General features: G+C 41.7%; 22 protein-coding genes. 18 read left to right on the top strand and 4 right to left on the bottom strand.

Annotation, left to right across the window (positions count from 1 at the left end; genetic code table 11):
- Window positions 1-281: 281 nt before the first annotated feature.
- Complete coding sequence (locus B5F08_RS05305; RefSeq protein WP_242968296.1) at window positions 282-1,955, top strand: FtsW/RodA/SpoVE family cell cycle protein; 1,674 nt, start codon at window positions 282-284, stop codon at window positions 1,953-1,955.
- A 12-nt stretch (window positions 1,956-1,967) separates the two neighbouring features.
- On the top strand, window positions 1,968-3,362 hold the full coding sequence (locus B5F08_RS05310) for a penicillin-binding transpeptidase domain-containing protein (protein WP_087377113.1): 1,395 nt from the start codon (window positions 1,968-1,970) through the stop codon (window positions 3,360-3,362).
- 108 nt (window positions 3,363-3,470) lie between these two features.
- Here the strand turns inward: B5F08_RS05310 and B5F08_RS05315 are convergent, their stop codons facing one another.
- Both B5F08_RS05315 and B5F08_RS05320 read right to left on the bottom strand, forming a co-directional pair.
- Window positions 3,471-4,028, bottom strand: a complete 558-nt coding sequence (locus B5F08_RS05315; protein ID WP_087377115.1) for a Fe-S-containing hydro-lyase — start codon at window positions 4,026-4,028, stop codon at window positions 3,471-3,473.
- A gap of 12 nt (window positions 4,029-4,040) precedes the next feature.
- On the bottom strand, window positions 4,041-4,886 hold the full coding sequence (locus B5F08_RS05320; protein ID WP_087377250.1) for a fumarate hydratase: 846 nt from the start codon (window positions 4,884-4,886) through the stop codon (window positions 4,041-4,043).
- A 177-nt stretch (window positions 4,887-5,063) separates the two neighbouring features.
- On the opposite strand from B5F08_RS05320, the gene B5F08_RS05325 reads away from it, so the two are divergent.
- The 11 genes from B5F08_RS05325 to hydF all read left to right on the top strand — a co-directional run bounded on the left by B5F08_RS05325 (window position 5,064) and on the right by hydF (window position 15,181).
- Window positions 5,064-5,741: a response regulator transcription factor gene (locus tag B5F08_RS05325; protein WP_087377117.1), complete on the top strand. Its 678-nt coding sequence runs from the start codon at window positions 5,064-5,066 to the stop codon at window positions 5,739-5,741.
- Window positions 5,728-7,431: a sensor histidine kinase gene (locus B5F08_RS05330; RefSeq protein WP_242968298.1), complete on the top strand. Its 1,704-nt coding sequence runs from the start codon at window positions 5,728-5,730 to the stop codon at window positions 7,429-7,431. Before B5F08_RS05325 ends, B5F08_RS05330 begins: the two co-directional genes overlap by 14 nt.
- Window positions 7,432-7,667: 236 nt before the next feature.
- Complete coding sequence (locus B5F08_RS13240) at window positions 7,668-7,838, top strand: hypothetical protein (RefSeq protein ID WP_158096226.1); 171 nt, start codon at window positions 7,668-7,670, stop codon at window positions 7,836-7,838.
- 146 nt (window positions 7,839-7,984) lie between these two features.
- Window positions 7,985-8,539 carry a manganese efflux pump gene (locus B5F08_RS05335; RefSeq protein ID WP_087377119.1) on the top strand — a complete coding sequence of 185 codons (555 nt, stop codon included), beginning with the start codon at window positions 7,985-7,987 and terminating at the stop codon, window positions 8,537-8,539.
- Window positions 8,540-8,745: 206 nt separating this feature from the next.
- The gene (gene rpsT, locus B5F08_RS05340; RefSeq protein ID WP_087377121.1) at window positions 8,746-9,006 is read left to right on the top strand and encodes a 30S ribosomal protein S20; all 261 of its coding nucleotides are present in this window, start codon (window positions 8,746-8,748) and stop codon (window positions 9,004-9,006) included.
- 148 nt (window positions 9,007-9,154) lie between these two features.
- Window positions 9,155-9,307 carry a hypothetical protein gene (locus tag B5F08_RS13370; RefSeq protein ID WP_204245157.1) on the top strand — a complete coding sequence of 51 codons (153 nt, stop codon included), beginning with the start codon at window positions 9,155-9,157 and terminating at the stop codon, window positions 9,305-9,307.
- A 437-nt stretch (window positions 9,308-9,744) separates the two neighbouring features.
- Window positions 9,745-10,305, top strand: coding sequence for an adaptor protein MecA (locus tag B5F08_RS05345; protein ID WP_087377123.1), 561 nt, complete (start codon window positions 9,745-9,747; stop codon window positions 10,303-10,305).
- A 269-nt stretch (window positions 10,306-10,574) separates the two neighbouring features.
- Window positions 10,575-10,853 carry a TM1266 family iron-only hydrogenase system putative regulator gene (locus B5F08_RS05350; protein ID WP_442856058.1) on the top strand — a complete coding sequence of 93 codons (279 nt, stop codon included), beginning with the start codon at window positions 10,575-10,577 and terminating at the stop codon, window positions 10,851-10,853.
- Entirely contained in the window at window positions 10,850-11,917 is a 1,068-nt protein-coding gene (gene hydE / locus B5F08_RS05355; RefSeq protein ID WP_087377125.1) for a [FeFe] hydrogenase H-cluster radical SAM maturase HydE, read from the top strand. Before B5F08_RS05350 ends, hydE begins: the two co-directional genes overlap by 4 nt.
- Window positions 11,918-11,936: 19 nt before the next feature.
- Complete coding sequence (gene hydG / locus B5F08_RS05360) at window positions 11,937-13,355, top strand: [FeFe] hydrogenase H-cluster radical SAM maturase HydG (RefSeq protein WP_087377127.1); 1,419 nt, start codon at window positions 11,937-11,939, stop codon at window positions 13,353-13,355.
- 605 nt (window positions 13,356-13,960) lie between these two features.
- Entirely contained in the window at window positions 13,961-15,181 is a 1,221-nt protein-coding gene (gene hydF / locus B5F08_RS05365; protein ID WP_087377129.1) for a [FeFe] hydrogenase H-cluster maturation GTPase HydF, read from the top strand.
- A 76-nt stretch (window positions 15,182-15,257) separates the two neighbouring features.
- On the opposite strand, the gene B5F08_RS05370 is transcribed toward hydF, so the two are convergent.
- Window positions 15,258-15,953, bottom strand: coding sequence for a DUF6062 family protein (locus B5F08_RS05370; protein WP_143256360.1), 696 nt, complete (start codon window positions 15,951-15,953; stop codon window positions 15,258-15,260).
- Window positions 15,954-16,038: 85 nt separating this feature from the next.
- Complete coding sequence (locus B5F08_RS05375) at window positions 16,039-16,926, bottom strand: helix-turn-helix domain-containing protein (RefSeq protein WP_087377133.1); 888 nt, start codon at window positions 16,924-16,926, stop codon at window positions 16,039-16,041.
- A 433-nt stretch (window positions 16,927-17,359) separates the two neighbouring features.
- Here B5F08_RS05375 and B5F08_RS05380 point away from each other — a divergent pair, with 433 nt between their 5' ends.
- The 5 genes from B5F08_RS05380 (at window position 17,360) to gnpA (ending at window position 23,304) form a co-directional block, all read left to right on the top strand.
- The gene (locus tag B5F08_RS05380; RefSeq protein WP_087377135.1) at window positions 17,360-18,751 is read left to right on the top strand and encodes a carbohydrate ABC transporter substrate-binding protein; all 1,392 of its coding nucleotides are present in this window, start codon (window positions 17,360-17,362) and stop codon (window positions 18,749-18,751) included.
- A 170-nt stretch (window positions 18,752-18,921) separates the two neighbouring features.
- Window positions 18,922-19,815, top strand: a complete 894-nt coding sequence (locus B5F08_RS05385) for a carbohydrate ABC transporter permease (RefSeq protein WP_087377137.1) — start codon at window positions 18,922-18,924, stop codon at window positions 19,813-19,815.
- Between the two features lie 19 nt (window positions 19,816-19,834).
- Complete coding sequence (locus B5F08_RS05390; protein ID WP_087377139.1) at window positions 19,835-20,713, top strand: carbohydrate ABC transporter permease; 879 nt, start codon at window positions 19,835-19,837, stop codon at window positions 20,711-20,713.
- A gap of 59 nt (window positions 20,714-20,772) precedes the next feature.
- Window positions 20,773-20,982, top strand: a complete 210-nt coding sequence (locus tag B5F08_RS05395; protein WP_442856059.1) for a DUF6903 family protein — start codon at window positions 20,773-20,775, stop codon at window positions 20,980-20,982.
- A gap of 150 nt (window positions 20,983-21,132) precedes the next feature.
- The gene (gene gnpA / locus B5F08_RS05400; RefSeq protein WP_087377143.1) at window positions 21,133-23,304 is read left to right on the top strand and encodes a 1,3-beta-galactosyl-N-acetylhexosamine phosphorylase; all 2,172 of its coding nucleotides are present in this window, start codon (window positions 21,133-21,135) and stop codon (window positions 23,302-23,304) included.
- Window positions 23,305-23,365 lie beyond the last annotated feature (61 nt).

The raw sequence follows: 23,365 nt of genomic DNA on the forward strand, positions 1-23,365 counted from the left end.
AAAAAATGTGTAAAGTTTGTGAAATAAAATACACATAAGGGTATTTTTGTTTGTTATTTTTCCGACATAGAATTTTGATAAATACAATATATATAGCGTTTTTTGCCGAAAGCTGTAAAATACCGAATAATTCATAAAGGTTTGTTGACATTCTTTCATTTTGGTAATATCATATAAGGTGCAGAAGTGACTGAAAAATAAGTTTATTTCCGTATGTAAATAGTGCATTTAAAAGAAGAGATTTTTAAATTAAAAAAGCTTTGGCAGGAAAGGGTGATTTTTTGGATCTGCAAATAGTTATGGACGCTTCGGTGGTAGCGCTGAGAATTCTTTTGCCCATCTATGCTATGGTTATAGTGTACCAGTGTTACAAATCTATGCGTCACCACAGAAGAGCGGAAAAACCTCTGCTCACTTTGGAGGATGTATTTACAGGACAAAAATATCCGGTGGTATTCTGGGAAAACTCCATCGGCAGAAGCAAAAGAAGCGATATATGTATTCAAAACGAAACCGTTTCCCGAGATCACAGCGTTCTGCTTAGAAGAGAGGACGGCTGGTTTATTACCGATACTAAGTCAAAAGCCGGAACCTATGTAAACGGAAAAAAGACACGTGGCAGAGTAAAGGTTATGATTGACGATGAAATATCGGTGGGAAGCACTACTCTTGCAGTGAGAAGAGGCAGCGAATATTCCGAAGAGATAAAACCTTCATGGTATTTTTCAAAAGCTAAGACAAAACCGTCAATAAAACAGTATAAGCTTATGATACTTATAACGGTATTCCATCTGCTTATGGCTTTGGCGGCTTGCTTTTCTAATGAAATACAGGATTTCAGACCGCTTGTTGTGTGGGGATTTCTTACAGCTCTCGGCTGGACATTTTTCTTTGTTTCAACGGTAATCCTTAAAAGGGTTAACTTTGAGCTGGAGGCTCTGGGATTTTTCCTTACGGGTCTTGGTATAATGCTGTTAGTCCGGCAGGTAGAACGGCAGGCATACACGCAGATGATAACTGCGGCAATGGGTATGGTGCTGTTCATGTTCCTTATAAAGTTTATAGAGAATCCGGACAGAGTTAAAAAGTACAGAACTATCATTATGATAGGCGCAGTTGCATTTTTGGCAATAAACCTTGTGTTCGGTAAAATCCAGCACGGCGCAGCAAACTGGATTTCAATCGGCTCATTTACCATTCAGCCTTCTGAATTTGTAAAAATTGCATTTATATTTGTGGGCGCTGCAACACTTGACCAGCTGCAGACCAGTAAAAACCTTTTGGAGTACATCATATTTTCTGCGGTGTGCGTAGGTGCGCTGGCTATTATGGGCGACTTTGGTACAGGACTTATATTCTTCGTTACCTTCCTTTTCATAGCCTTCATGCGTTCCGGCGACTTTAAAACAATTATCCTTGCAGTTACTGCGGCGGTTTTTGCCGGAGCGATGGTACTCAAGTTTAAGCCTTACATTGCGGACAGATTTGTTTCATGGGGTCATGTTTGGGAATATGCCCAGACAAACGCATATCAGCAGGCAAGAGTTCTTACATATACTGCCTCCGGCGGACTTTTCGGTGTTGGCGTGGGCAATGGATGTTTGAAATATGTATTTGCTTCTGAAAACGACCTTGTGTTCGGACTTGTGGCAGAGGAAATGGGAATAATTGTGGCGGTTATCTGCGCCATTGCAATAGGCGGTCTTGTTCTCTATTCAAGAGCAATAACCACCAGAAGCAGAAGTACATTCTATTCTATATCCGCATGCTGTGCGGCAGGACTTCTGCTTTTCCAGATGGCTTTGAATATTTTCGGAGCTACAGATATTCTTCCTCTTACCGGTGTTACATTGCCGTTTATAAGCTTGGGAGGTTCAAGTATGATTTCTTGTTGGGGTCTTTTGGCGTTTATAAAAGCGGCGGACGAACGAACTTACGCCATGCGCCGCAAATAAAGGAGGTATTCCATGAAAAGAACTTGGACAAGAAGTATTTTGGTGTATATAGTTGCCCTTGCGTTTTTTGCAGGACTTGCAACCTTCTGTGCAAGACTTGTTCTGAACAACGAAGCATGGGTACAGCAGCCATATAACGGCCATACCGCAGGAAGCGGCGGACTTGCTATGGCCGGTAAAATTTACGACAGAAACGGAACCGTCCTTGCCTATACCGAGGACGGCGAGAGAAAATATCACGACGACTATTTGACAAGATGTTCTTTGCTTCATGTGGTGGGCGACAACAGCCTTAACATTTCAACGGCTATTCAGAGCCTTTACAGAACCCAGCTTACAGGCTTTAACTATATCTGGGGTCTTGGAATGCCTGAGTCCTTGAAACAGGGAAACGATATAAACCTTACCATTGACGCAGACATAAACAGAGCGGCTCAGGAAGCTATGGGCGACCAGGAGGGCGCAGTGGTTGTTTACAACTACAAAACCGGCGAGCTTCTCTGCTCCGTAAGCAATAAAACCTATGACCCGGCTGACCCTCCTGAGATTACCGAGGAAAACGAGGAAGAATACGACGGCGTATATCTTGACCACGCAATCTCCTCAGAATATACTCCGGGTTCTGTATTTAAGCTTGTTACAACGGCTGCCGCTTTGGAGTATATAGACGATATCAAGGAACAGACCTTCCACTGCTCAGGAAGCGTGGAAATTTTGGGAAACGATGTAAACTGTCACTCCGTTCATGGTGACATATCCTTTGAAGAGGCTCTTTCCCAGTCCTGTAACGTGGCATTTGCAGAAATCACACTTCAGGTCGGTGCAGAGCATATGCAGGAGGTTGCCGAGAAAATGGGATTTAACTCCAATTTCTTAATAAGCGACGTTCCTACAGCGGTTTCACACTATGACGTAACAGAAGCCGACGACAACCAGCTTGCATGGTCAGGTATCGGACAGTATACAGACCTTGCAAACCCAATGCAGATGGCTATTATCTGCGGAGCTATTGCAAACGGCGGACAGCCTGTAATCCCTTATCTTGTTGAGGAGTCCTCCTCAATATTCGACCAGCTGGGACTTTCCTCCGGCGGAGGAGAACTTGGCGACAGAATGATGCCCGAGGAAGTTGCAAAAGAGCTTGGCTCTATGATGCGATATACTGTAGAAACCCACTACGGCGACAGCACCTTTGCTGGACTTCCGGCCTGTGCAAAGTCAGGTACTGCGGAGGTTGGCGAGGGCGAACCAAACGCATGGATTGTGGGATATATCGACAGCGAGGAGTATCCGCTGGCTTTTGCGGTTGTTGTTGAACACGGCGGCTGGGGACTCAGCACCACAAGCCCGATAATCGACGCAACACTTGAAGCGGCAATCCTTTCCCTTGACGCAGACGCTCAGTAATTTGATTTTTATAAACCTCACCGTAAATGCGGTGGGGTTTTTCTTTTATAGAACTATTTTATAAAAAATAAAATGCCGTAATGAATACGGCATTTTAAATGAAAATATTTATTCTTCAGTAATACGGTATTTCGGCGGTTCGGATTCGTAGAGGTTGTTGCCTTTTGAATCTATTACAACTATGCAGGGGAAATCCTCTATAACATAGCGTCTAATGGCTTCCGTTCCCAAATCCTCATAGCAGAGAAGCTCCTCGCTTTTTATGCTCTTGGCGATTAGTGCGGCGGCGCCTCCTATGGCGGCAAAATAAACGCAGTGATTTCTCACAATGGCGTCGATTACCTCTTTGTTTCTTGCCCCCTTGCCTATCATGCCTTTCATTCCTCTGTCCAAAAGGGCAGGTGTGTACTTGTCCATTCTGTAGCTGGAGGTTGGGCCGGCAGGGCCTACCGCATAAGGTGGTTTTGCAGGAGCAGGGCCTACATAGTAGATAATCTCTCCCTTTATATCCACCGGAAGCTCTTTCCCCTCTTCCAAAAGCTCGAAAAGTCTTTTGTGGGCGGCGTCACGGCCTGTTATTATTGAACCGCTTAAAAGCACGCTGTCGCCGGCGTTAAGGTTTTCTATGTCCTCTTCCGTAATTGGAAGTGTAATTTTTTTTGTCATCTCAGACCCTCCTTAAATTTCCGCTTCTTTATGTCGGGCAGCGTGACAGCAGATATTGACTGCAACAGGCATACCGGCAATGTGTGTTGGGTAGGTTTCTATGTTTACTCCCAAAGCGGTGGTGTTTCCTCCAAGACCGGCAGGGCCAAAGCCCATGCGGTTGATTTTTTCAAGAAGCTCATCTTCCATCTGCGCATAGCGTGGGTCCGGGTTCTTTGTGTCGATTGGTCTGAAAGTGGCTTTTTTTGCAAGCTGGGCGGCTTTTTCAAAGGTTCCGCCTATGCCAACGCCCACAACTATAGGAGGACATGGGTTGGGTCCTGCTTTTTTAACTGTTTCAAGGATAAAGTCCTTTACTCCCTCTGCCCCGTATGAGGGTGTAAGCATTTTGATTGCGGACATGTTCTCGCTTCCGAAGCCCTTTCCGCCCACCAAAAATTTGATTTTATCTCCGGGAACAATCTCTGTGTGGATAACCGCAGGTGTGTTGTCCTTTGTGTTTATTCTGTCGAACACCGGGTCTGTTACCACGCTTTTTCTAAGATAGCCCTCGTCGTAAGCCTCACGGACGCCCTGTTCTACAGCTTCCTTAAAGCTTCCGTCCTCGATTACTACCTTGTCACCGTATTCAACAAAAAGCACAGCCATTCCTGTGTCCTGACAAATTGGGATTTGCTCCTTAGCGGCTATTTCGTTGTTCTCCAAAAGCTGGCTCAAAACATTTTTGCCAACGGGGGATTTTTCCTTTTCTCTGAAATCCTTCAAAGCCTTTGTTATGCTGTCGTCGATAAAATAGTTACAGTCCATGAAAAGCTGCTTGACTGTTTTTGTGACAGTATCCGCCTTGATTTTTCTAATTTCCATATTCTCACCTGATTGCTTAGAAATTTTAAATCTTAATATATTATAAAATATTGTGAAATGTATTTCAATATGAAAAAAATTATGTTATCATATTTTTAAGTAACAATACAAAACAGACATATATTTTTCACATTGGTAAATTAAGATAAGCTTATCACAGGAGGGATATTTATGAGTAAAATATTGGTAGTAGATGATGAATTCAGAATAAGAGAACTTATAAAGAAATATGCAGTTTTTGAGGGCCACACAGTTGAAGAGGCTGTAGACGGAATACAGGCTATTTCTATATGCAATCAACAGGATTTTGACCTGATTATTATGGACGTTATGATGCCTGAGCTGGACGGTTTTTCCGCCTGCCGTGAAATAAGAAAGAAAAAATCAACCCCGATTATTATGCTTTCTGCAAGGGGCGAGGAATACGATAAAATCCACGGCTTCGAGCTTGGCATTGACGACTATGTTGTAAAGCCTTTCTCACCCAGAGAGCTTATGCTCCGTGTAAACGCAGTTTTGAAGCGCACAGGCGGCGGTGAAAACGGCGAAAAGAGAGATGTTTTTGAATACAAGACACTGCACGTTGATTTCAGCGGCAGAATTGTAACCGTTGACGGAAAACGTGCCGAAATGACTCCAAAAGAGTACGAGCTGTTTTTCTATATGGTTAAGAACAAGGGACTTGCCCTTACCAGAGAAAAGCTTATCAGTGAAGTATGGGGATATGATTTCTTCGGTGACGACAGAACCCTTGACACACACATTAAACTCCTTAGAAAGAGCCTTGGCCCTTACGCAAGCTGTATTGTAACACTTCGAGGGGTGGGATATAGATTTGAAACAAATTAAACATAAATTTTCAAACATGCCCCTGCGCTACAGGGTTGTAATGTACTTTCTTCTGTTTTCATTTATAATGCTTATTCTTCTTTGGCTTTTTCAAACTGTGTTTTTTAAAGGCTTTTACAGGTCTGTAAAAATCTCACAGGTTGAATCCTGCGCAAAGAATATAATTACCATGATGCAGGGAACTGAGGACGACGAGGGCGTTAACGTGGACAAGGTAAGCGCTATGGTGGAATATATCTACGAGCAGAACGACATGATGGTTGCTCTTTATGATTTGAACACCAACTTTGCCATGAGTATATGCTCCTCGGATGTTCCTGAAAACCTCGAGAAAATAAGCGGTTCGGATGTTATAAGATATCGAAATATGGCAATACAAAACGGCGGAACGTATCTTGAATACCAGCATAAAGCATTAAATGAGGACAGCGGAAGCCTTGAAAAGTATGCGGCTGAATCTGTTACATATTCCGAAGTGTTTATGGATTCGGGAAACGGCCGTTACATGATAACAATCCGCTCTATCATTACGCCTTTTAACAGCGTTGTGGACACACTGAGAAATCAGCTTATAATAATCTCCGCAATACTTGTTGTTCTAAGCGTTATGCTTTCAATAATAGTTTCAAACCTTATTACAAGACCTATTATTAAAACAAACAAAGCCGCAAAGGAACTTGCAAAACAGAATTATGATGTTAAGTTTGAAAGCGACGGATATTTGGAAATCCGTGAGCTGAACGACACCTTAAACTTTGCCGCCCGAGAGCTTACCAAGGTTGAAAAGCTCAGGCAGGACCTTATCGCCAACATTTCCCACGACCTGAGAACCCCTCTTACAATGATTACAGGCTACGGCGAGGTTATAAGGGATTTACCGGGAGAAAACACACCTGAAAATATTCAGATTATTATAGACGAAGCCACACGCCTTAACGAGCTGGTAACCGACCTGCTGGATATTTCAAAGCTCCAGTCCGGCGCTATGCAGCTTGTGCGCACTGACTTCTCCCTTACAAAATGTATCGAGGAGATTTTCAACCGTTACACAAAGCTTATCGAGCAGAACCACTACAATATTGTTTTCAACTACAAAGAGGACGTTATAATCAACGCCGACGATGTAAAGATAAAGCAGGTTATCTATAACCTTATAAACAACGCCATAAACTATGTGGGCGACGACAAGACCGTTATTGTAACTCAGATTGCCGACAAAAACTTTGTCCGTGTTGAGGTTACAGACCACGGTGTGGGCATTGACCCTGACAAGCTTGAATACATCTGGGACAGATATTACAAGGTTGACAAGGCTCATAAATCTGCCGTTATCGGCACAGGCTTGGGACTTTCCATAGTTAAGAACATTTTGGAGCTTCACAATGCAAGGTTCGGAGTTAAGAGCAAGCTGGGCGCCGGAAGCACATTCTGGTTTGAACTGCCTGTTCAGTCCATAAAGAACAAGCACTACATGACCCAGAAAATAGACGCCCTTGAGATTTCCGAGGAAAGCACCATAAACGCAGAGGTGGTTGACCTTTCAAAGAAGCCGTCAAAGAAAAAGGAAACTGCAAAAAAACGCAAAAAATCCGATGAACAGCCGGAACAGAACACCGAAATAGACGATGCGGAAATCTATGAATATGAGGTTTCAGGACATAAGGAAAATACTGAACCGGAGTCCACGTAAAATCCTTATAATGATTAAAATGCTAAAGATAATTCCCCGAGGCAGAACTTCGGGGAATTTTTATATTGCCGGAAGAGGACAATTCTTAGTAAAATTTTGATTTTGTATATATTTTACAATTTAAGCTATATAATTTGTACTTGCAAACTTCTGGAAAATTTGGATAACATATTGTATTTTTTTATTATTTTGTTATAATTTATTTAAGAGGTTTAGTTAAATAAGGAGGCGTTATTATGAGAATTACTTGTATAGGTTTTTTGATTTGCCTTGTGTGCATTTTCTGCGTGGCAAGCTATCCAAACACGGCTCTTTATGTTATAGCCAACATAGGTTTTTATCTTGGTGTTCTTGTAACCGCCTACGGCATAACAAAAATCCGTGAACCGGGAGATAAAAACGATTGACAAATAAATAATTATTGAATTTTTTACTGAAAAGAAAACCTGCGGTAATACAGAAAGCCGCAGGTTTTCTATTTTTTAAAAACAAAAGTAACAACAAAGTATAAAAGGACATAGGATAAAAGGAAAAAACTTTCAGGTGTTGAACAATGGATTTCCTTTCGGGTTTTATCTTATGTCTGGGACTTTCCGCCGACTCATTTTCAATGGGGTTAAACTACGGTTTAAGAGGAATAAAAGTCCCTTTTCTCTCAAGAATAATCGTAAGCCTTGTTTCTGTTCTAAATATGTTCTTGGCTCTTTCCTTGGGCAGGCTGATACTTTGCTTTGTGGATGAAAATTTTGCCAAAGTTGTGGGATGCATAATGCTTTTTGCTCTTGGGATTTTTGTCATCTGTCAGGGCTTTTTAAAGAAAAACATATCCGGCGATTTTGACAACAACAGAAAAATCACCTGGGCGGAGGCTCTATATGTTGGCGTCGCCCTGTCCGTGGATTCTTTTGGGGCGGGCATATGCTTTGCCGTAAGCGGAAGCGGATTTTTCTTTCTTCCCCTATGCAGCGGTGTCTGCCAGTTTTTCTTAATGCAGCTTGGCAATTTCTTCGGAAAGAAAATAAAAGACCGTTCCCGTTTTTCAAAAAAGCTTTTGGTAACTGTTTCCGGCAGTCTTATCTGCTTTATGGCTGTTTTAAGATTTTTTTAATTTTGTCTTATTGGGTATTTTTTGCCGTCTTTGGTCAATACTTAAACAGAAAGCTTTCCTTTAACTATCTATATGCTGTAAAATCTTATGTTTTTTACTTATTTTTTTCGTCAAAAAAAATTGTGAAAAATTCCGTAAACTACTTGCTTTTTTCTTGAAAAAATGATATGATAACAGCACATGACGATATTTAAGGAGGTGGGACAATGCCAAACATTAAATCAGCAAAGAAGCGTGTAAAGGTTATCGCAACTAAGACAGCTCAGAATAAGGCTATCAAATCTGCTTTGAAAACAGCAGTTAAGAAGGCGTACATTGCTATTGATACAAACGCTGACAACAAGGCTGAGGCAGTTAGTCTTGCTGTTAAGAAGATTGATCAGGCTGCAGCAAAGGGTATCATGCACAAGAACACAGCTGCAAGAAGCAAGTCTGCTCTCGCTAAGAGACTCAATGCTTCCGCATAATAGCAAATACGAAATTAACGCTAAAAGCAGAGCCACACGCCCTGCTTTTTTTGTTTTTTTATTGACTTTTTATAAAAAAAGTTTTATTATTATAACAGAGAATTTTGTGTTCTTTTTTATTTAAAATTTAGAAAACGGAGGGTTTCAAATGAGCAAGAACGGAAAATTGGGATTGATTATCGGAGTTATCTCTGCAGTTGCCGCTGTTACAGCCGCAATTACAGCATTTCTGATTGTCAGAGAAAAGAAAAAGAGAGATGAGGAAGAGCTTGACCGTTATCTGGACTGCTCTATCCAATGATTTTTGGTTCCGACGTGCAAAGGTTTTTCTATGAAATCAACTTCTGCACACGTCGGGTGAGACGTTTTCTTTAATATGTTAGAATGGCTCACTCTATCAAGGGTGAGCTTTTTTATTTCCGCTATGCCTAAGTTTTAATTAACGGTAAGGTTCAGCACTCGGCGGCGAGTTTTTTAGTTCCGACGTGCAAAGGTTTTTCTATGAAATCAGCTGCTGCACACGTCGGACGAGACGTTTTCTTTAATATGTTAGAATGGCTCACTCTTAAATAGGGTGGGCTTTTTAATTTTAAAAGTGAATCCATACAATGATAGTTCTATAAAAGAATAATAGAGTGGTAAACCGATGTTGTGTTATAACCTTCAATAAAAAATATATCCCCCTTAACGTAATTTGCATATCATGTATTGAGCCATAGTTTGTAAAGGAGGGTGTCTATGACGGTTGAACAGATAGACAGCTCAAAGGTGCTGATTTCTCTATGCAACGAGGATTTAACGGAATATTCTCTGCGGTTTGACACCATGAGTTTTAACGACCCGCATTCAAGAAGAATACTCAACAAGCTTTTAACTATAGCCTGCGGAAAAACAGGCATAAAACAGGAAAAGGACAAATCTATGCTGGTGGAGGCTATGCCCCACAGCAACGGCTGTCTTATCCTTTTGACCATGAATCACAAAAAGAAAAAAAGAACCGTATACCGCATAAAAAAGAACTCTTCCGGCTGGTGCTGTCGCTTTAAAAACGCCGAGGACTTTTTATGCTCATTGGAAAAGCTTTCCGAGAAAAAGGAAACATTATACCGTGTGTCAGCTTATCTTTTCGGTGAAAGCTATTATATGTTTATTGAACAGTCAAAACTGCCGGAAAAAACCACGGAAATTTTAAGCGAGTTCGGAAGACTGAGAAAAAGAGAACTGCTTTTTTCCAAAAGACTTTCCGAGGGCGGCAAGCTCTTGTTTTTTAAACCAAAATTTACAGGCAACCTTTGGTAAAAATGATAATTATTATTGTTTTATTCAACTATCCTGTTGACAACAGCAATCCAAGGTAGTATAATTTAATAAACGCAGAATCTCGATGGTGTTTCGGAGAGCTTGTGCCTGAAAAATATTAAATCTGCTGACAATAAGGGTTAGCCCGAGTTAAAAGCCGAGGATTTGCACAGGAATAGTGTACCTGTATATATGCGTTTTGGCTCCCGTATACCCTTTTGGTGTACGGGACTTTTTATTTTATAATTGTTTTGCGGATAGGAAAAGCGGTGATTAAAATAGACAGATTGGCTCAGATAGGAATAATAATTCAGGATATCACAGCGGCGGACAGGGTAAACGATATACTCCACGACTATTCCTCATATATTGTGGGAAGAATGGGACTGCCCTACAAAAAATACGGCGTTATGGTGATAAGCATAATTATTGACGCTCCGGTGGAGATAATAAGTGCATTGACAGGCAAGCTGGGAATGATTAAAAACGTAACCGCAAAGTCTGTTATGTCTAAACTTGATATACCAACACTGTCGGAGGAAAAATGAAAGACATCAGACTGATTGAAAATTTAAAAAATACCATAATTTCACTAGATAAGGGTGAAATGCCGGAAGTATCCGACCTGGTGCTTCTCCTTGAAAATTACAGAGAGCCGGAAATATTCGGTTTTGCCAGAGATTTGGGCAGAGAAAAAGCCTTGGAAAATTACGGCAACAATGTGTTTATCAGAGGACTTATAGAGGTTTCAAACTACTGTACCAAAAACTGTTTTTACTGCGGAATACGCTGCGGCAATAAGGAAGCTCAAAGATACAGACTGGATTTTGAGGATATTATGAACTGCTGTGAAAGCGGCTACAATGCAGGCTTTCGCACCTTTGTAATGCAGGGCGGCGAGGACCCGGTTTTTAACGACGATTTTGTGTGCCGAACCGTTGCCGCAATTAAAAATAAATATCCCGACTGCGCAGTGACCCTTTCCCTGGGAGAGAGAAGCTACAGCTCCTATAAGCTGCTGAAAGAGGCAGGCGCAGACAGATATCTTTTAAGGCACGAAACAGCCACAAAGGAGCATTACGAAAAGCTTCATCCCAAAAGCTCATCCTTTGAAAACAGAATGGAATGTCTTTATTATTTGAAAGAGCTGGGATATCAGACAGGCGCAGGATTTATGGTGGGTTCGCCTTGGCAGACTATGGAAAATCTTGCAAACGACCTGATATTTTTAAAGGGATTTCAGCCCCACATGGTTGGCATAGGGCCTTTCCTTCCCCACAGTCAGACACCTTTCAGAGATTTTCCAAAGGGAAGCGCAGAACTCACCCTGTTTATTTTAAGCCTTGTGAGAATTATGCTGCCTAAGGTTTTGCTTCCTGCCACTACAGCCCTGGGAACAAGAGAAGAGGGCGGCAGAGAAAGAGGAATTCTCCACGGTGCAAATGTTATTATGCCTAACCTTTCACCGGTTGAGGTGAGAAAAAAATATATGCTGTACGACAACAAGCTGTCAAGCGGAGCGGAAGCCTCTGAGGGCTTGGAAATTTTGAGAAAATCCCTTGAGAAAATAGGATATGAAATCCCTGTATCAAGGGGAGATTGTTTAAAATAAAGATAAAGGAGATAAAGTTATGTACGACGTAAAATCACCAAAGGCTGAAGAATTTATCAGCCACGAGGAAATACTTGATACACTTAAATATGCAGAGGAAAACAAGCACAACGCCCAGCTTATAGATGAGATTTTGGCAAAGGCTGCACTTAGAAAAGGCCTTTCCCACAGAGAAGCCGCAGTTTTGCTTGAGTGCGATATACCAGAGAAAAACGAGCTTATTTTTGCATTGGCAAAGGAGATAAAGCAGGAATTTTACGGCAACAGAATTGTTATGTTCGCTCCCCTTTATCTTTCCAACTACTGTGTAAACGGCTGTCTTTACTGCCCTTACCACTACAAAAACAAGCACATTGCAAGAAAGAAGCTTACCCAGGAGGAAATCGTAAAAGAGGTTGTGGCTTTGCAGGATATGGGTCACAAAAGACTTGCCCTTGAAGCAGGCGAAGACCCTGTAAACAATCCTATTGAATACATTCTTGACTGTATCAAGACTATTTACAGCATCAAGCACAAAAACGGCGCAATCAGACGTGTTAACGTAAACATTGCCGCAACAACTGTTGAAAACTACAGAAAGCTTAAAGAAGCCGGCATTGGCACATATATTCTTTTCCAGGAAACATACCACAAGGAAAATTACGAAATGCTCCACCCAACAGGCCCTAAGCACAACTATGCATACCACACAGAGGCTATGGACAGAGCTATGGACGGCGGTATCGACGACGTAGGTCTCGGCGTTCTTTTCGGACTTAACCTTTACAGATACGACTTTGTAGGACTTTTGATGCACGCTGAACACTTGGAAGCTGCAAAAGGCGTAGGCCCTCACACAATCAGCGTTCCACGTGTATGTAAGGCTGACGACATTGACCCTGAAGCTTTTGACAACGGTATCGACGATGATACATTTGCAAAGATTGTTGCATGTATCAGAATTTCCGTTCCATACACAGGAATGATTATCTCCACAAGAGAAAGCCCGAAATGCAGAGAGAGAGTATTGGAGCTTGGTATTTCTCAGATAAGCGGCGGTTCAAGAACCAGCGTTGGCGGTTACGCCGAGGAAGAGCCTGAGGAGGAAAACTCCGCTCAGTTCGACGTTTCCGACAGAAGAACTCTCGACCAGGTTGTAAACTGGCTTATGAAGCTGGGTCATATTCCGAGCTTCTGCACAGCCTGCTACAGAGAGGGCAGAACCGGCGACAGATTTATGAGCCTTGTTAAGAGCGGTCAGATTGCAAACTGCTGTCAGCCAAACGCTTTGATGACCTTGAAAGAATACCTTGAGGACTATGCTTCTGAGGAGACAAAGAAAAACGGCGAAGCTCTTATTGCCAAAGAGATAAATAACATTCCAAAGGAAAAAGTAAAAGACATAGTAAAACAGCACCTTATCGAAATCGAACAAGGTCAAAGAGATTTCCGCCTTTAATTTATATCCGACCTGCAAAGGTCGGATATAAAAATTAACTTCCGTTTCAGGTCGGGCGAAACGTTTTTTATTTCTGCCTTGCAGAACTTTGTTTTAGAAATAAACGTCATTACAAGACGGGCGAAACGTTATGTTGGGTGACTGGGAGTGGCTCGCTCTCATTTGGATTGGCATTTTATTTATGCTCGACCAAACATTTGATAATTCTAAAAAGAAAACCCTAACCGTAGGGGCGGATATGTTAATTCGCCTCTACGACGAATAATTCTATAAAAGAAAATTAAAAACAAAGTTAAATGAGAGCGAACCATTCCGAAGACTGCGGAAAAGGTCTCGCCCGGCGGAAAACAGAAGTTTATTTTTATGTGTGGGTTAAGCCGCCGGATAGAAAAAAATCGCCCGACCTGTGCAGGCGTTGATTTATTAAATAAACCTTTGCAGGTCGGATAGAAAAAAATCGCCCGACGGAAAACGGAAGCTGATTTTTAGCAGGAAGTGAAGCCGTCGGACAAGAAAAAAGCAAAGTTTAAACCGCCGCATGGCGGAGGTTTTCAAATAGATGAACCTTTCCAAGGCGGAGCTAAAAAATAGAGGTGAATTTAAAAATGGGATTGAATAATACACCTAATGCCGATAGAGTTCATATAGGTATATTCGGCAGAAGAAATGCGGGAAAATCAAGCGTTATAAATGCGGTTACTGGACAGAACCTAGCCATTGTTTCCGAAGTTTTGGGAACAACAACCGACCCGGTCTATAAGGCTATGGAAATTCTACCTTTAGGCCCTGTTGTGCTTATAGATACCCCGGGACTTGACGACGTGGGAGAACTGGGCGAGCTGAGAGTTCAAAAGGCTTTTCAGGTGCTCAATAAAACAGATATCGCATTGCTGATTTTAGATGTAAACAGCGGCTTTTCAAAGGAAGAAGAAAAGCTTTTAGAGCTTGTAAAGGCAAAAAATATCCCCTTTGTGGCAGTGCTCAATAAAACAGATATAGCCAAAGAGGATAAAATAAAGGAATTTGAAAAGCTTTTAAAGGATAAATATAATATTGAAAATGTGGTTTCAGTGAGCGCAGAGAAAAAAGACGGTATTTTTGAACTGAAAGAAAAAATAGCTTCACTGAATACAGAAAAGGAGAAGTCACCTATAATTTCAGATTTAGTCTGTCCGGGAGAAACAGCGGTGCTGGTTGTGCCTATAGACGAGTCTGCGCCTAAAGGCAGACTTATTCTGCCGCAGCAGCAGACTATAAGGGACTTGCTTGATAACAACGCTATGGCGGCGGTTACTCAGGTTACAACCTTGGCAAAAGCCCTTGAAAGCTTTAAAGAGCCTCCAAAGATTGTTGTAACAGACAGTCAGGCTTTTAAAGAGGTTGCAAAAATCGTTCCGGAGAACGTTCCACTCACATCATTTTCAATTCTTTTTGCACGCCATAAGGGAGAGCTTTCAACCCTCGTAAATGGCGTAAAGGCTATGGATAATCTTAAGGACGGGGATACCGTTCTTATTTCCGAGGGATGCACACATCATAGACAGTGCAACGATATCGGAAGTGTTAAAATCCCCAATGCGGTGAGAAAATACACTGGAAAAAATCTCAATTTTGAGTTTACCTCAGGGGGAGAATTTCCACTTGATTTAAGCAAATACAGCCTTATTATCCACTGCGGCGGATGTATGCTCAACGAAAGAGAAATGAAATATAGAATAGCCTGCGCAAACGATGCAGGTATTCCTATGGTGAATTACGGAGTGCTTTTGGCTCAGGTAAACGGAATTTTAAAGAGAAGCCTTGAGCCGGTGGAAAAGGATATTTGATTAACAGAAAATTACCATACACGTTATCCTATAAAATAAACCGTTACCGGCAGTTAATCTGCCGGTAACGGTTTGTTTATTTTGTTTGGAAATCCATGGGGCCGTTTAAAAAGACTGCGCTTCGTTCTATGGAGTCTTTGGAATTTTTAAAATCTCCTCCGGCGTTTCGGTAATCAAACATACTGCAAAAATGGGTGACGTCTCCTTTAAGCTCTTTTAAATGGTTCAGAGTTATTCTTTTTGTCACCTCAGCAAATTCCAGAAAATCTTTTTTGCCAAGAATATCTCCGGCAGTTTTTATCATGGCTGAATAGTGCTCAAGACAGAAAAAAGGCTGGGCGGAATAAAGCTTTTTAAAGCTCTCATCTTTTACAAAAAGCTTTGCGGTGGTTTCCATAGCTCTTTGTAAATCCTCGGAAACATTTTGGCAGATAAAACAGGAATGGAAAAGCTTTTCACACTGGGCGGCTTCCCCTTTGATTTTTTTCACGTTTTCCTCTTCTTTAAAACAGTTGTCAATAATGTACTGCAAGTGACTTTCCAAAATAAGTGCGTTTGAAAGCCTTCCCCCTATTTCAAACATAAGCTGCAAATGATGCTTGCAAAAGCCTGTTTTATTTGTTTCAATTCTCACAGTAGGCTCCATTTTGGCGTCGCCGGTTATGTAGCGGGCGTAGCTTTCCTCCAGCTTTTTCTCAAGACGGCAGAAAGGACAGCCATCCTTTTCAATAAATACGTCGGTTACAGGAATTGTGCATATTGTCTGTTTCATTTTTTCACCCTTTCCCCTATATTTTTCCTTGATTATATAAAAAAGGCACATGAGAAATCATGTGCCGCTTTTATAAAAAGTAATATTACTTGATTATTTCTTTTTTCATGAAATTGCCTGGGTTTGTCTGGATATCTCCCTTAGCACGGAATCTCTTTCTGTACTGTTCAGGCTGAAGTCCTGTGTTCTTCTTGAAGCACTGAGAGAAATAAGAAGGTGAAGAGAAGCCTGTGAAACCGGCAATCTGTGCGATTGAGTAGTTGCTGGAAACCAAAAGGTTCTTACATTCGTCAATTCTTTTGCTGATGAGGTAGTTTATAGGCGAAATCTTATAGTCTTCTGAGAATGCGTGTGAAAGATAATATTTGTTAACCTTAGCAACTTCTGCAAGCTCGTCCAAAGTGATGGACTCACGGAAGTTTTCGTCAATATATCTTTTTGCTGTGCGGCATGCACGGTTAACGCTCTTGGAATTATCAAGAGTAAGGCTGTAGTTTGCCTTTCTGATTATGTTGATAATAAGAAGTTCGAGTAAATCCTGGCATACAGTTGTCTTATATGGTGTATCTTTATCCATTTCGGACTGCAAAAGCTTGAGATATGTTTCAACAACCTCTCTGTCCTTTTTATAATGGATATGAGTATAGTCGTCGTTTGAGTTAGGATTGTCGAAGCAGAAAGCAATTCCGTCAACACCTACAAAAACATATTCAAAATCTTCACCGGAAAGAGTTTTTTCTGTATGTGAAACACCTGGATTTATAATAACGAGATCGCTTTCCTCAACTGTAAATTCTGTGTCCTCAACTTTAACAACACCTTTGCCGCTTGTCACATAGAAAAACTCGGCAAAATAATGTGAATGAAGTGTGCTGTGCCAGTCGTTGCCGTATTTGGATTTTCCTACATAAAGTAATCTTGCGTCCAAATGTTCAGTAGTAGTGTGGTCAATTGTGTAAAGTTCGTTGCTCAATAAGATAACCTCCTCTTAAATATAACTTAAATTAAGACAAAAAAGAAACATGCCTACTCATCATCACGATAATTTTAACATATTATATATCTCTTTGCAAGTAGGAAATATGTGTAAAAAAACAGAACTTTATGTGAACAAATTAACAACTGGATTGTGCCATGTATACAATAAAATTTCTTGATTTTGCATAAAAAACAAACTTTTGGACTTGTGGGTATAAAAAAAGGCGTTTAAATCAAAAATTATTATAAAAATTAACGAAAAAAGCAATAAAAAAATAGTAAACTGCAAGAAACTTATTGAAATTATTTCTGTATGAGGTATACTATGGAATGTAAAGGATAGGCGGCATACGTGCCTGTCTTTTGTCATTGCAGACTGCCCGGTTGGGCAAAATTTTTATTCATTTTCAGAAAGGATGAAATCAGTCATGAAAAAGGTATTGGCAATGATTCTGTCAGTTCTCATGGTTGCTTCTCTCGCAGCTGGCTGCGGCGGCAACACAGATACTACAGAAGGAACAACAGATCCAACTGCTACAAGTGAAGGCGGCAACGCAGAAGTAAGCGGTACAATCGTTGTAAAGGCTATCGAAACAGCATACGGCGCAGATATGTGGAACGAAATCAAAGATGCTTTCGAAGCAGCATATCCTGGCACAACAGTTGAGCTCGAGGTTAGCAAGACTCTTGAGACAACTCTTGCAAACGAAATCCAGGCAGGTAACTATCCTGACGTTGTTCACCTTGCAACAAACCGTGACGCTAAGATTACAGAGAATATGATCAACAACATGCAGCTCCGTGACCTCACAGGCGTTCTTTCCCTCACAAACCCAGGTGAGGACAAAACAGTAGGCGACAAGATCATCGAAGGATTTACAGAGACAAACGCTACAAATCCATACGGCGATGGTAAAACATACCTCATGCCAATGTTCTACAGCCCATGCGGCATCTTCTACAGCGCAAACCTCTTCGAGGAAAAGGGCTGGACAGTTCCAACAACATGGGACGAGATGTGGGAACTCGGCGACAAGGCTAAGGAAGAAGGAATCTCCCTCTTCACATACCCAACAACAGGTTACTTCGATGCTTTCATGTTTGCACTTCTCGCATCAACAGATAAGGGCATCGACCTCTACAACGACGTAACTTCCTTCAAAGAGGGCGTTTGGGATACAGAGGAAGCAAGACAGGTACTCGACGTTATCGCAAAGCTTGCTACATACACAGAGCCAACAACAACAGAGAACGCTAACGACATCGACTTCTCTAAGAACCAGCAGCTCGTTATCGACGGCAAAGCACTCTTCTGCCCTAACGGCACATGGCTCCCAGGTGAGATGGCTGACTCTACTCCAGAAGGTTTCGTATGGGGCATGACAGCTGTTCCAGCAGTTTCTGCTGACAAGAACCCAACATCCTTCACATTCCTCGAGCAGATCTGGAGCCCGCAGGGTGCTAAGAACACAGCTGGCGCAGATGCTTTCATCGCATTCATGTATTCAGATGCAGCTATCGATATCTTTGCTAAGTACGGCGCAGTTCAGCCAGTAGCAGGTATCGCTGACAAGCTCGAAGGCGACAACAAGACATTCTACAGCATCTATGATAACGGTGCAACAGCAGTTATGGGTGGCTTCGTAGCTACAACAGACGCTGGTGTAACACCTGCAGATGCATACTTCACACCAGTTAACCAGCTCGTTGCAGGCGACATCACAGTTGACGAGTGGCTCGCAGGTATTAAGGATGCTAACACAGCTCTCGGCGCAGCAGTAATTTCTGCTAGCGAAGAGGCTACTGATGCAGCAGCTTAATCTTAATTAGAATGAGAACAAAAGTCGCTCAAAGCGATTTATCCCCAATCTAAATAGATTTAAGTGGTATAAATAAACTTACCATGCGACTTTAATGTGGATCTATCAAGCGGTGGGCAGTTTGTCTGCCCGCCGCATTTTCATTAAATAACCGATAGGAGAAATGCAGCATGAAAAAAAGTGGCGGTAGAGGTCTGTTTGTCGGACTGTGCATTATCCCGACAACAGTGTTGTTTACATTATTCATGGTTGTACCTACATTGGAAGTTTTTTATTACTCCTTCTTCGGCGGATTCAGTAAATATAACATTACAAGCAAAAGTTTTGTAGGCTTCCAGAACTACATAGATTTGTTTACAAATTCAACAATTGCTCCGAAGTTTATAGGCACATTCCAGAACACAATTCTTCTTATAGTACTTGTTACTATCATTACATTTGCATTTGCACTTGTATACGCAGGTATTCTCAGCAGAGAAAAAATTAAAGGTCAAAATTTCTTCAGAATTATATTCTACATCCCAAATATACTTTCTGTAGTTGTTATTTCATCAATCTTCTTTAACGTAGTATACGATTCAGACATCGGTATACTCAACAGTATCACAAGCCTCTTTGGCTTTACAGTTCAGTGGAAATCAGGCAATGAGGTTGTTATCTTCAGCCTTGCAATTGCTATGATTTGGCAGGCAATCGGTTACTACATGGTTATGTACATGTCAAGTATGGCAGCCATTCCAGAGAGTATTTATGAAAGTGCAAACCTTGAAGGTGCAAGCCGCGTAAGAGTATTCTTCCAGATTACAATTCCACTTGTATGGACAAATATCCGTACAACACTTACATTCTTCATCATTTCTACAATCAACTTGAGCTATCTGTTTGTTCGTGCTATGTATGGCTCAAGAGCTCCTGAAAGTACATATGTTCTTCTCTACTACATGTATGAAAAGACACAAGACTATGGTCGTGCAATGGCAATAGGCGTTATCACGTTCTTGTTCTCATTCCTCCTTGCAGGTATTGTTAATGCGGTAACAAAGCGTGAGATTCTTGAATTCTAAGAAAGGAGCGGATTAAATTATGAAAAATACCATTCTCAAAGAGCGTATAGTAAAAGTTATAATTTATCTCGCTCTTATCATTTTCGCACTTATTATCATTGTTCCTGTGCTCTGGGTTTTCCTGGCAGCGTTCAGACCTAACAGTGATTTCCGTGGCGAAACAGCAATGACAAGCCCTTGGTCACTTCCAAGTGAATTTAGATTTGACAACTTTGTAGAAGCTTGGACAACAGCTAAAATGGGAGATTACTTCCTTAACTCTGTAATTGTTACAGCAGTTGCTCTTGCATTGCTTCTCGTTCTTGCAATCCCGGCATCTTATGTTCTTGCAAGATTTAAGTTCCCGGGTAAGAAAATACTTAACACAGCTCTCATGGGCGGATTGTTTGTTAACGTATCTTACATCGTTGTTCCGATTATGCTCCTTCTTTTGAGCTTCGACAGAGCAATCGGCATGACATTCTTTATGAACAACAAGTTCATACTTGCAGTAGTACTTGCATCAACAGCTTTGCCGTTTACAATTTATCTTCTCGAAAGCTATTTTGTTACTATCCCTACAGCTTTCGAAGAAGCAGCATATGTTGACGGTGCAGGTTACTTTAAGACAATGTTCAGCATTATGATTCCAATGGCAAAGCCAAGTGTTATCACAGTTATTCTGTTTAACTTCCTTGCTTTCTGGAACGAGTACATCGTATCAATTACATTGCTCTCCGGAGACAACGTAACATTGCCGGTTGGTATTATGAACCTTTCACAGGCTTCACAGTCAAAGGCAGAATACGGACGTATGTACGCTGGACTTGTATTGGTAATGCTTCCGGTTCTCATCCTCTACATGTTTGTTCAGAAGAAACTTACACAGGGTATGACCGCCGGCGGTGTTAAGGGTTAATAATAAACTGCAAAGGAGGTTTTGGTTATATCTCTCTTTGAGCAGATATAACATTGATTATGGAATCTAAGAAAATTATAAGCACAATAATCGGTATTGTAGCATTTATTGTTGGTATGGTTTTAATTTTCGTAGGACGTAACGTAGCAGATATCGGACACCTTATAATGCAGTTTGTAGGTTTGTTTATTCTGCTTGGTCTTCTCTTTGTGTACAACAAAAGATGGACAAAATACGATGTTAAACCTGTTAAAAAAAATAAAAAATAATATTGGGCAAAATATGCCGGTATAACTGTGCATATTTGCGATGATGTATGTCCGCCACTGCGTAGCAGCGACGGGCATACAGTTGTACCTAAAGGGTTGATTGCAGATTTTTTCTGTAAACATATATTTGTTTGAAAGGAAATTAAACTTATGAAAGAGCCAACTAGAGAATTTGGTCGTGTTACCATTCCTACTGACATTGACGTTGTTCCCGAAACACTGGAACTTCTGAAAAAATGGGGAGCTGATGCTATCCGTGACTGTGACGGCACAGACTATCCAGAGGAATTGAAGTCAGTAGATGCAAAAGTTTATTCAACTTATTACACAACAAGAAAAGACAACGAATGGGCAAAAGCAAACCCGGATGAAATACAGCAGATGTACATTATGACTGCTCCGAAAACAGCTATCGACGGTTCTCTGTCAATAGAGCTTATGAAAAATCTCTATCCTGACATGCTTTCCGTTAATACACGTGATGATATCACACGCTGGTGGGAAGTTATCGACCGTACAACAGGTGAAGTTGTTCCTGTTGACCAGTGGAAGTATGATGAAGCTACAGGCTGCGTAGTAATCGACAAGGCAGTTCCTTTCCATGATTACACAGTAAGCTTCTTGGCATACATCATGTGGGATCCGGTACACATGTACAACGCAGTTGTTAATGACTGGAAGGGCGTTGAGCACCAGATTACTTTCGACGTTCGTCAGCCAAAGACTCACGAGTTTACAATGAAGCGTTTGCGCAAGTTTATCGAAGAGCATCCATATGTTGATGTTATCAGATATACAACATTCTTCCATCAGTTCACACTTATTTTTGACGAGCTTGCCCGTGAAAAGTATGTTGACTGGTACGGATATTCTGCAAGCGTAAGCCCATATATCCTCGAGCAGTTTGAAAAAGAAGTTGGCTACAAGTTCAGACCTGAATACATCATTGATCAGGGCTACATGAACAACCCATACAGAATTCCAACTAAGGAATTCAGAGATTTCCAGGCATTCCAGCGCAGAGAAGTTGCAAAGCTTGCTAAGGAAATGGTAGACATCACACACGAGTACGGCAAAGAAGCTATGATGTTCTTGGGCGACCACTGGATCGGCACAGAGCCATTCATGGACGAGTTCAAGACAATCGGCCTTGACGCAGTTGTTGGTAGTGTTGGTAACGGTGCAACTCTCCGTCTTATCAGCGATATTCCTGGCGTTAAGTACACAGAAGGCAGATTTCTTCCATACTTCTTCCCGGATACATTCCACGAGGGCGGCGACCCTGTTAAGGAAGCAAAATACAACTGGGTAACAGCAAGACGTGCAATCCTCAGAAAGCCAATCGACCGTATCGGATACGGCGGATATCTGAAGCTTGCAGTTGAGTTCCCTGAGTTTATAGAATATGTTCAGAGCGTTTGCAACGAGTTCAGAGAGCTTTATGAAAACGCAAAGGGCACAACTCCATACTGCGTAAAGACAGTAGCAGTTCTCAACTGCTGGGGTAAGATGAGAGCATGGGGTAACCACATGGTTCACCATGGTCTTTATCAGAAGCAGAACTACTCATATTTCGGCGTTATTGAGGCACTCAGCGGCGCTCCATATGATGTTAAGTTCATCAGCTTTGACGATATTAAGGAAAATCCTGACATGCTCAAGGACATCGACGTTATCATCAACGACGGTGACGCTTACACAGCACACAGCGGCGGCGCATTCTGGGCAGACGAGGAAATCGTTACAGCTATCAAGAAGTTCGTATACAACGGCGGCGGCTTCATCGGTGTTGGTGAGCCTTCTGCATATCAGTACCAGGGCAAGTACTTCCAGCTTTCCGGCGTTCTCGGCGTAGAGGAAGAGGTTGGATTTACACTTAACGTGGACAAGTACAACTGGGACGAGCACGAGCACTTCATCACAGAGGATGTTAAGGGCGAAATCGACTTCGGTGAAGGCAAAAAGAATATCTATGCTCTTCCAGGCACAACAATTATCTGCCAGAGAGAGAAAGAAGTTCAGCTTGCAGTTAACGAGTTCGGTAACGGACGTGCTGTTTACATCAGCGGTCTCCCATACACATTCGAGAATGCAAGACTTCTCCACCGTGCAGTTATGTGGTCATCACACAGCGAGGCTGACCTCAACAAGTGGTACAGCACAAACTACAACGTTGACGTACACGCATATGTTGCAAACAACAAGTACTGCGTTGTTAACAACACATACGAGCCACAGAGCACAACTGTTTACAGAGGCGACGGTTCAAGCTTTGATTTGGATATGGACGCTAACGAGATTATCTGGTACGAAATCAACTGATTTTAAGACAGGTATATAAAGACGGAACAAAGGTGCAGCTGCTTTTTGCGGCTGCACCATA

This window comes from Anaeromassilibacillus sp. An172, from assembly GCF_002160515.1.
Taxonomy (GTDB): Bacteria; Bacillota; Clostridia; order Oscillospirales; family Acutalibacteraceae; genus Limousia; species Limousia pullorum.